The 8,512-nt window shown below is 69.9% G+C and carries 6 protein-coding genes; 3 read left to right on the top strand and 3 right to left on the bottom strand.

The features are described from left to right. Nucleotides 1-1,301: MFS transporter (locus P7D22_RS15095; protein WP_319935073.1), on the bottom strand; the 1,301-nt coding region annotated here is incomplete at its 3' end. Between the two features lie 194 nt (nt 1,302-1,495). On the opposite strand from P7D22_RS15095, the gene P7D22_RS15090 reads away from it, so the two are divergent. Beyond that, a complete protein-coding gene (locus P7D22_RS15090; RefSeq protein ID WP_319935076.1) occupies nt 1,496-2,137 on the top strand; it encodes a DUF47 domain-containing protein in 642 nt (213 codons plus the stop codon). A 24-nt stretch (nt 2,138-2,161) separates the two neighbouring features. Next, nucleotides 2,162-3,145, top strand: coding sequence for an inorganic phosphate transporter (locus P7D22_RS15085; RefSeq protein ID WP_319935075.1), 984 nt, complete (start codon nt 2,162-2,164; stop codon nt 3,143-3,145). 5 nt (nt 3,146-3,150) lie between these two features. Here the strand turns inward: P7D22_RS15085 and P7D22_RS15080 are convergent, their stop codons facing one another. Then, a complete protein-coding gene (locus P7D22_RS15080) occupies nt 3,151-4,083 on the bottom strand; it encodes an AEC family transporter (protein WP_319935072.1) in 933 nt (310 codons plus the stop codon). Between the two features lie 133 nt (nt 4,084-4,216). On the opposite strand from P7D22_RS15080, the gene P7D22_RS15075 reads away from it, so the two are divergent. Continuing rightward, on the top strand, nt 4,217-4,831 hold the full coding sequence (locus P7D22_RS15075; protein WP_319935071.1) for a GNAT family N-acetyltransferase: 615 nt from the start codon (nt 4,217-4,219) through the stop codon (nt 4,829-4,831). Here the strand turns inward: P7D22_RS15075 and P7D22_RS15070 are convergent. Continuing rightward, on the bottom strand, nt 4,828-8,436 hold the full coding sequence (locus P7D22_RS15070) for a hydantoinase B/oxoprolinase family protein (RefSeq protein WP_319935070.1): 3,609 nt from the start codon (nt 8,434-8,436) through the stop codon (nt 4,828-4,830). The genes P7D22_RS15075 and P7D22_RS15070 overlap by 4 nt on opposite strands. Nucleotides 8,437-8,512 lie beyond the last annotated feature (76 nt).

Genomic DNA, 8,512 nt, shown 5'->3' with positions numbered 1-8,512 from the left:
GGGCGGGCTTCCCGGGCCGGCTGGCCCGCGAGCCCGCCGGGCCGATACAGCACCCAGGCCGCCGCGAGGCCGCACAGGGCCGCGGCCGACATCCAGATCCCCGGCGCCGCCACGTCGCCCGTGACCTGGATCAGCCAGGTCGAGATGGCGAGCGAGAAGCCGCCGAGCGTGGTGGCGAGGCTGTAGGCGAGCGAGAACCCGGAAGCCCGGACGCTCGGCGGCACCACCTCGGTCAGGGCCACCACCATGGCGCCGTTGTAGCTGGCGTAAAGGAATGACAGCCACAATTCGACGCCCAGCATGCGGGAGAAGCTTGGCGCCTGCACCAGCCAATGCAGCGCCGGATAGGCGGTGAGGATTGTCAGGATGGTGCTGCCGAACAGGATCGGGCTGCGGCCGATGCGGTCCGAGATCGCGCCCCAGATGGGCAGCCAGATCAGGTTCGAAAGGCCGACGCAGCAGGTGACGATCAGGGCGTCCGACCGCGTCAGCTTCAACTCGCGCTCGCCGAAGGTCGGGGTGTAGGCGGTGATGAGATAGAACGACACGGTGGTCATCAGCACCAGCGCCATGCCGGCCAGCACGATGCGCCAGTTGGCCCCGAGCGTGCGCATGATCTCGCCCGTGGTCGGGTGGTGGGTGCGGGCCGCAAAGGCCGCGGTCTCGGGCAGGCTGCGCCGGATCACGAACAAGAACGGCACGATCAGGCAGCCGATCACGAACGGAATGCGCCAGCCCCAGCTGGCGATGTCGGCCGGGGCGAGCGACTGCGCCAGCCCATAGCCGATGAGCCCGGCCACGATGGTGGCCACCTGCTGCGAGCCCGACTGCCAGGACACGGTGAAGCCTTTGTGGCGCGGCGTCGCCAACTCGCTCAGGTAGACCGACACGCCACCAAGCTCGACGCCGGCCGAAAAACCCTGCAACAGGCGGCCGAGCAGCACCAGGGCCGGCGCCCAGACGCCGATGCTCGCATAAGGCGGCACAAAGGCGATCAACACCGTGCCCGACGCCATGATGCCGAGCGTCAGGATCAGCCCGCGGCGGCGGCCGATGCGGTCGATGTAGCTGCCCAGCACCAGTGCCCCGATGGGCCGCACCAGGAAGCCGGCCCCGAACACCACCAGGGTGGACATCAGGGAGGCAAATTCGTCGGTGGAGGGGAAGAAGGCGGCCGCGATGTTCTTGGCGTAGAAGCCGTAGAGAAAGAAGTCGAACATCTCGAGAAAGTTGCCGCTCGCGACGCGGAACACTGTCCCGACCTTTGAGCGTGCGCCCGCATCCTGCAGCGGTTCGGCCATCGACAACTCCCTGGCGGCCTATCCGGCCTCGTGTGCCCCGTGCGGCGGGGCTCGTTGGGTCAAGCTGTACCAAGCGCCCGGCACGGGTGTCACGTGCAAACGGGTGGCGGGCCGGCGGCGGCCCTCCCCACCGCGCTTTGTGACGGAACGATGACATGCTACTGGCCCGGCAGGACGGGGCGGGAGAGAAGCCGATGCTGGGCTGGTTTCGGGCGCTGATGCCGAAGGAAGATCGCTTCTTCGGGCTGTTCGAGCGCCATGCCCAGACGCTGGTGGATGGCGCCGAGGCGCTCGACCGGCTGCTGTCGGGCCGCGACAGCGTGCCGGCGGCCTGTCGCGACATCGCCCTGCACGAGACCAGGGCCGACGACATCACGCGCGAAACCCTGTTGGCGGTGCGCCGCACCTTTATCACGCCCTTCGACCGGGGCGACATCCAGGCGCTCGTCACGGCGCTCGACGACGGCATCGACCAGATGCAGAAGACCGCCAAGGCGGTGCAACTGTTCGAGGTGACCACGTTCGATCCCGCCATGCGGGAGATGGGCACCATCATTCTGGAAGCCGCGACGGTGACGCGCGAAGCCGTGCCGCTGTTGCGGTCGATCGGACAGAACGCCACCCGGCTGAACGGGTTGACCGAACGGGTGATCGAGCTCGAGGGGCGTGCCGACGACGTTCACAACGGCGGCCTGAAAGCCTTGTTCGTCGCCTCGGGCGAGGCGCCGATGCGCTTTATCGTCGGCCAGGAGGTCCTCGGCCACCTCGAAAAGGTGATGGACCGCTTCGAGGATGTGGCCAACCAGATCAGCAGCATCCTGGTCGAGCACCTGTAGGCGCCGATGTCGCTCCTCGCCAGCATGCCGCTTGTGGTCGCGCTGATCGGCGTCGCGCTCGTGTTCGACTTCCTCAACGGGCTGCACGATTCCGCCAATTCCATCGCCACCATCGTGTCGACCCGGGTGCTGTCGCCCCGCTACGCGGTCTTATGGGCTGCGTTCTTCAACTTCGTGGCCTTCCTGGTGTTCGGCCTGCACGTCGCCGGCACGGTCGGCTCGGGCATCGTGGCGGTCGACGTCATCGACGACCGGGTGATCTTCGGGGCGCTCGGCGGCGCCATCGTGTGGAACCTCGTCACTTGGCGGCTCGGCATCCCGTCGAGTTCATCCCATGCGCTGATCGGTGGGCTGCTCGGGGCCGGCATCGCCAAGGGCGGCCTCGCGGCCGTGGTGTGGGGCGGCGTCGGCAAGACCGTGGCGGCCATCGTGCTGTCGCCGGCGCTCGGCTTCGCCCTGGCGCTGTTGCTTGTGCTGGCCGTGTCCTGGGGCTTCGTGCGGTCGACACCCGGTCGCGTCGACCGGGTGTTCCGGGTGGCGCAGTTCTTTTCCGCCTCGCTCTACAGCCTCGGCCATGGCGGCAACGACGCGCAAAAGACCATGGGGGTGATCGCGGCCCTCTTGTTCGCGCACGGGGTGGAGCACGGCGGCTTTCACGTGCCGCTCTGGGTCGTGTTGTCGTGCCAGTCCGCTATGGCGCTCGGCACCCTGCTGGGCGGCTGGCGCATCGTCCACACGATGGGATCGAAGATCACCCGGCTGACGCCGATGCAGGGCTTCTGCGCCGAGACGGGCGGCGCCGTGACGTTGTTTCTGGCGACGCTCGGCGGCATCCCGGTTTCCACCACCCACACGATCACCGGGGCCATCATCGGGGTCGGGGCCGCCCGGCGTGTGTCGGCGGTGCGCTGGAACGTGGCGCAGGGCATCGTGGTGGCCTGGGTGGTCACCATGCCGGCCGCGGCCCTGGTGGCGGCGACGCTGTACTGGGTGTCGGGCCTCGCCTGACGGGTTCAGCCGATCAGCGCCAGATAGGCCGCGACCGTGAACACCGACAATAGCGTCGAGGCCAGGATGACCCGCGCCGTGACGGCCGCCTCGCGCCGGTAGAACTCGGCCAGCATGAAGGGCCCCGTGCCGGTCGGCAGCGCCGCCAACAACACCGCCGCATGGGTGAGGGGTGCGGGCAGGGCGAGGACGCGGGCGCAGCCATAGGTGAGAACCGGCTGCGCCAGCAGCTTCAGGCCGACCAGCCCGGCCGTGCCGCCCGCCGTGCCGGGCTGCGACGGGCGCGGCTCGGCCAGAAACAGCCCGAGCGCCACCAGGGCGCAAGGCGAGGCGGCGCCGCCGAGCAGCTTCAAAAACTGTTCGGCGCTCGCCGGCACGCCGAGGCCCGCCAGCGGCACCAGCGCGCCCAGCACGGGCGCCACCAGCAGGGGATTGCGGCCGAGCGAACGCGCCACCTTGGCGGCGAGACGCGCCGGATGGGCTTCCGTCTGCAGCCCCACCTCGATCAACACGATGGCGACCGCGAACAGCACGCAGACCGTCAGGATGGTGGCGATCAAGGTCGGCGGCAGGGCCGTGGGGCCCAGCGCCGCGAGCGCCAGCGGGAAGCCGACGAAGCCCGTATTGGCATAAGCGGCGTTGAGGGCGTCGAGGGTGGCGTCCGCGAGGGGGCGTGGGCGCCGCCAGCGCCAGGCGAGCGTCAGCGCGAAGGTGGCGCCGCAGCCGAACCCGAAGGCCGCGATGAAACCGGGCTGCCACAGGTCCGCCAGCTTGGCATTGGCCGTGATGTCGAACAACAGGGCCGGCAGCGCGAGATAGACCACGAAACGGTTCAACTCGCCCGTGGCCTGCGGCCCCAGCACGCCGAGGCGGCGCACCAGCCAGCCCGCGAAGATCAGCGCGAAGACCGGCAGGACGACCAGGGTGGTGGCAAGCATCGGAACTCCGGCGCTGGAGGCTGTCAGGATGAGGTGGAACCCACTTCATCCGATCGGGCCACCATCGGGCGTCGACAAGGGTGTGCCCAACCGTCTAACAAGCGCGGCCGGACCGCATCAGGGGAAAACCAACATGGCAGGTGTGCCGCCGCGCCTTTCAGAGCCCTTCGCGCTCGACGGCGCGCATGTCAGTTTGCGGCCCCTGGCGGTGGCGGATCACGACGCCCTGGTGGAGGCCGTGCGGGACGGCGAGCTTTGGCGGCTGTGGTACACCGCGATCCCGTCGCCCGACACCATGCGGGCCGAAATCGACCGGCGCCTGGCGTTGCAGGCGGCCGGCACCATGCTGCCCTTCACGGTGGTGGCCCGCCCGAGCGGACGCGTCGTCGGCATGACGACCTTCATGAACATCGATGCCGTGGGGCCGCGTGTCGAGATCGGCTCCACCTGGGTCGCCCAGGCGGCGCAGCGCGGCCCGCTCAACACCGAGGCCAAGCTGCTGCTGCTCCGCCACGCCTTCGAAACGTTCGGCTGCCTGGCGGTGGAGCTGCGCACGCATTTCCTGAACCACCAAAGCCGCCGGGCCATCGAGCGGCTCGGCGCCAAGCTCGACGGCATCCTGCGGTGTCATCAGCGCGGCCCCGACGGGGCTTTGCGCGACACCTGCGTCTACAGCATCGTGGCGGCCGAATGGCCGGCCGTGCGGTCACACCTCGGCTTCAAGCTGCAGCGCGCCGCCACGACTTAAGCAGCCCCGAAGCCGCCGCCCGTCGGCGTTATGATGGTGATGGCCTCGCCGGCCGCAAGACGCGTCTGGGCGCAGCCCGGCAGCGTTTCCGTGCTGCCGTCGAGGCGGCGCACCCGATTGGCGCCGCATTGGCCCGGCTCGCCGCCTTCGAGCCCGAAGGGCGCGACGCGACGGCCGCCCGACAACACGGCGCATTCCATCGGCTTCAGGAAGCGGATCGTGCGGGCGGTGCCGTCGCCGGCGGTCCAGCGGCCCTTGCCGCCCGAGCCGCGGCGGATGTGGAAATCCTCGAGCAGCACGGGATAACGCAGCTCCAGGATTTCGGGATCGGTGAGGCGCGAGTTGGTCATGTGGGTGTGGACCGCGTCGGCGCCGTCGAACCCCGGGCCCGCGGGGGCGCCGGAGCAGATGGTTTCGTAATATTGCGTGGTGTTGTCGCCGAAGGTCAGGTTGTTCATCGTGCCCTGGGCGCTGGCGAGCCGGCCGAGCGCCCCGAAGATGGCATCCGTGACGGCCTGGCTCACCTCGACGTTGCCGGCCACCACGGCGGCGGGGAAGCGCGGCGACAACAGCGTGCCGTCCGGCACCACGATGCGCACCGGCCGGAGGCAGCCGGCGTTCATCGGAATGGCGGATTCGACCAGCACTCGGAAACAATACAACACCGCCGCCCGGGTGACGGGGGCGGGCGCGTTGAAGTTGTCGTCGCGCTGCGGCGAGGTGCCGGTGAAGTCCACCGTGGCGGTGCGGGTGTCGCGGTCGACCGTGATGGCGACCTTGACGACGCTGCCCTGGTCGAGCTCCACGGTGAAGTGGCCGTCCTTCAGCGTCGCCACCGCCGCGGCGACGCTGTCGGCGGCATTGTCCTGCACGTGGCCCATATAGGCCTCGACGGTCGGCAGGCCGAAATGCGCCACCATGCGGGCGAGCTCGGCCACGCCCTTCTGGTTGGCGGCGATCTGGGCCTTCAGGTCGGCGAGGTTCTGGACCGGGTTGCGGACCGGGTAGGGGCCGCCCGTCAACAACGCCAGCACCTCCGCCTCGCGGAAGCGGCCGCCCTCCACCAGCACGAAATTGTCGATGTAGACGCCTTCCTCGTGGATGGTGCGGGCGAGTGGCGACATGGAGCCCGGCGCGATGCCGCCGATGTCGGCATGGTGGCCGCGCGAGGCGACGAAGAACTGCAGGTCACCGGTCGGATCGAAGACCGGCGCCACCACGGTGATGTCGGGCAGGTGGGTGCCGCCGTTGTAAGGCGCGTTGAGGGCGTAAACGTCGCCGGGCCGCATCGTGCCGCCGAAGCGGTCGATGACGCTGCGCACCGACATGTCCATCGAGCCGAGATGCACCGGAATATGTGGGGCATTGGCCACCAGGGCCCCGTGCCGGTCGAACACCGCGCAGGAAAAGTCGAGCCGTTCCTTGATGTTGACCGAGGCGGCGGTGTTCTGCAGCACCAGCCCCATCTGTTCGGCGATCGACATGAACAGGTTGTTGAACACTTCGAGCAGCACCGGGTCGGCCGCGGTGCCGAGCGCCCGCGCGTCGGGCCGCGGGATGTGCCGCGTCAACAGCACGTGGTCGCGGGCCGTGATGCGGCCGCTCCAGCCCGGCTCGACCACGATCGTCTGGTGCGGCTCGACCAGCAGCGCTGGCCCCGGCAGGCGCATGCCGGGACGGAGGTGTTCGCGGCGGAACACCGGCGCCTCGTGCCAGGCGCCTTGCGAGAAGAACCGGGTGCGGCTGGCCTCGGGCGCTACAGCGTCGGTCTCGGCAAAAATCGGCTCGTCGGCGTCGCTGCCGCCGCCCATGGCTTCGACGAACAGCATCTCGACCTGCAGTGCTTTTGCCGGATCGTTGAAGCCGAAGCGTGCCAGATGGGCGGCCTCGAACGCCGCTCGCATGGCGTCGGGCGGGCCGAAGTCGACCGGCAGCGCCGTGTCGGTGCCGGCATAGCGGATGTGGACGAGACGGCTCAGGGTTCGACCGGCGGCCGGAACGCCCTGGCGGTCGAGCTCCGCCGCGGCCTCGGCCGCGAGGGCGTCGAGCCCGGCCGCAACGGCCGGCAGGGCGGCAGCCTCGAACGCCACCTGCAGGGTCGCCTGGCGGGTGGCCCGGATGTCGGCCAAGCCCATGCCATAGGCCGACAACAGGCCCGACAGCGGGTGCAGCAGCACTGTTTCCATCCCGAGCGCGTCGGCCACCAGGCAGGCGTGCTGGCCGCCGGCGCCGCCGAAGCATTGCAGCGCATAGCCGGTGACGTCGTAGCCGCGCTGCACCGAAATCTTCTTGATCGCATTGGCCATGTTGGCGCAGGCGATCTGGATGAAGCCGTCGGCCAGTGCTTCCACGGATCGGCCATGGCCGGCCGCGAGCGCCGCGAAGCCGTGCGCCACGGCGGCCCGGTCGAGGGGCAGGTCACTGTTTGGGCCGAACATGCGGGGGAACAGTTCGGGCTGCAGCTTGCCCAGCATGACGTTGGCGTCCGTCACGGTCAGCGGGCCGCCGCGGCGATACGCGGCCGGGCCGGGATTGGCGCCGGCCGAGTCGGGCCCGACCGTGAAGCGGCCGTCGGTCGCATGCAGGATCGAGCCGCCGCCGGCCGCCACCGTGTGGATCAGCATCATCGGGGCGCGGATGCGGACGCCCGCGACTTCGGCCTCGACGGTGCGCTCATAGGTACCGGCGAAATGCGACACGTCGGTTGAGGTGCCGCCCATGTCGAAGCCGATCACCCGGTCGAGGCCGGCGAGGGCCGCGGTGCGGATGGCGCCCACCACGCCACCGGCTGGGCCCGACAGGATGGCGTCGCGGCCCTGGAACAGCGCCGCATCGGTCAGGCCGCCCGACGAGGCCATGAACATCAGCCGGCAGCCCGCCTGGCCGCTGTTTCGGCCACCCGCCTCGGTCGGGCCGCTCAGTTCGGCCGCGACCCGGTCGACGTAGCGGCGCAGGATGGGCGACAGATAGGCGTCCGCCACCGTGGTGTCGCCACGTCCGACGAACTTCACCAGCGGGCTCGTGCTGTGCGAGGTCGACACCTGGGTGAAGCCGACGCGCCGTGCCAGGGCTGCCACCGCGGCCTCGTGGGCCGGAAAGGCATAGCCGTGCATGAACACGATCGCGCAGGCCCGGAACCCGTCGGCATGGGCGGCCCGCAGCGCGGCTTCGGCCTCGGCTTCGTCGAGCGTCTGTTCGAGCGCGCCGTCGGCCCGCACCCGCTCGGTCACTTCGGCGACGCGGGCGTATAATTGCTCGGGCTTGATGATCCGCTGGGCGAAGATGTCCGGGCGGGCCTGATAGCCGATCGCCAGGGCGTCGCGGAAGCCGCGGGTGGTCAGCAACAGCGTCCGGTCGCCCTTGCGCTCCAGCAGCGCGTTGGTGGCGACCGTGGTGCCCATCTTGACGGCGTCGATGCGGTCTGACGGGATCGGCGCCTCGCGGGGAACGCCGAGCAGATCCCGGATGCCGGCCAGGGCCGCATCCGGATAGGCTTCGGGGTTCTCGGACAGCAGCTTCGTGGCATGCAGCCGGCCGTCGGGGTCACGCCCGACCACATCCGTGAAGGTGCCGCCGCGATCGATCCAGAATTCCCAACCGCCCACGCTCGATCCTCCCCGTCACGCCGCATTTGGATGTGATCGACCCGGGAGCGCAACGGTCACGGTCGGCTGACGACAC

The sequence above is a fragment of the Lichenihabitans sp. Uapishka_5 genome (assembly GCF_033947565.1).
In the GTDB taxonomy this organism is placed as follows: domain Bacteria; phylum Pseudomonadota; class Alphaproteobacteria; order Rhizobiales; family Beijerinckiaceae; genus Lichenihabitans.
Note: the sequence above shows the minus strand (reverse complement) of the source record. Positions and strands in the feature narration are given on the sequence as shown.

Excerpts from the sequence above, each read along its gene's own strand:
- P7D22_RS15090 (WP_319935076.1), top strand. The coding sequence starts at position 1,496 with ATGCTGGGCTGGTTTCGGGCGCTGATGCCGAAGGAAGATCGCTTCTTC.
- P7D22_RS15085 (WP_319935075.1), top strand. The coding sequence starts at position 2,162 with ATGCCGCTTGTGGTCGCGCTGATCGGCGTCGCGCTCGTGTTCGACTTC.
- P7D22_RS15075 (WP_319935071.1), top strand. The coding sequence starts at position 4,217 with ATGGCAGGTGTGCCGCCGCGCCTTTCAGAGCCCTTCGCGCTCGACGGC.
- P7D22_RS15080 (WP_319935072.1), bottom strand. The coding sequence starts at position 4,083 with ATGCTTGCCACCACCCTGGTCGTCCTGCCGGTCTTCGCGCTGATCTTC.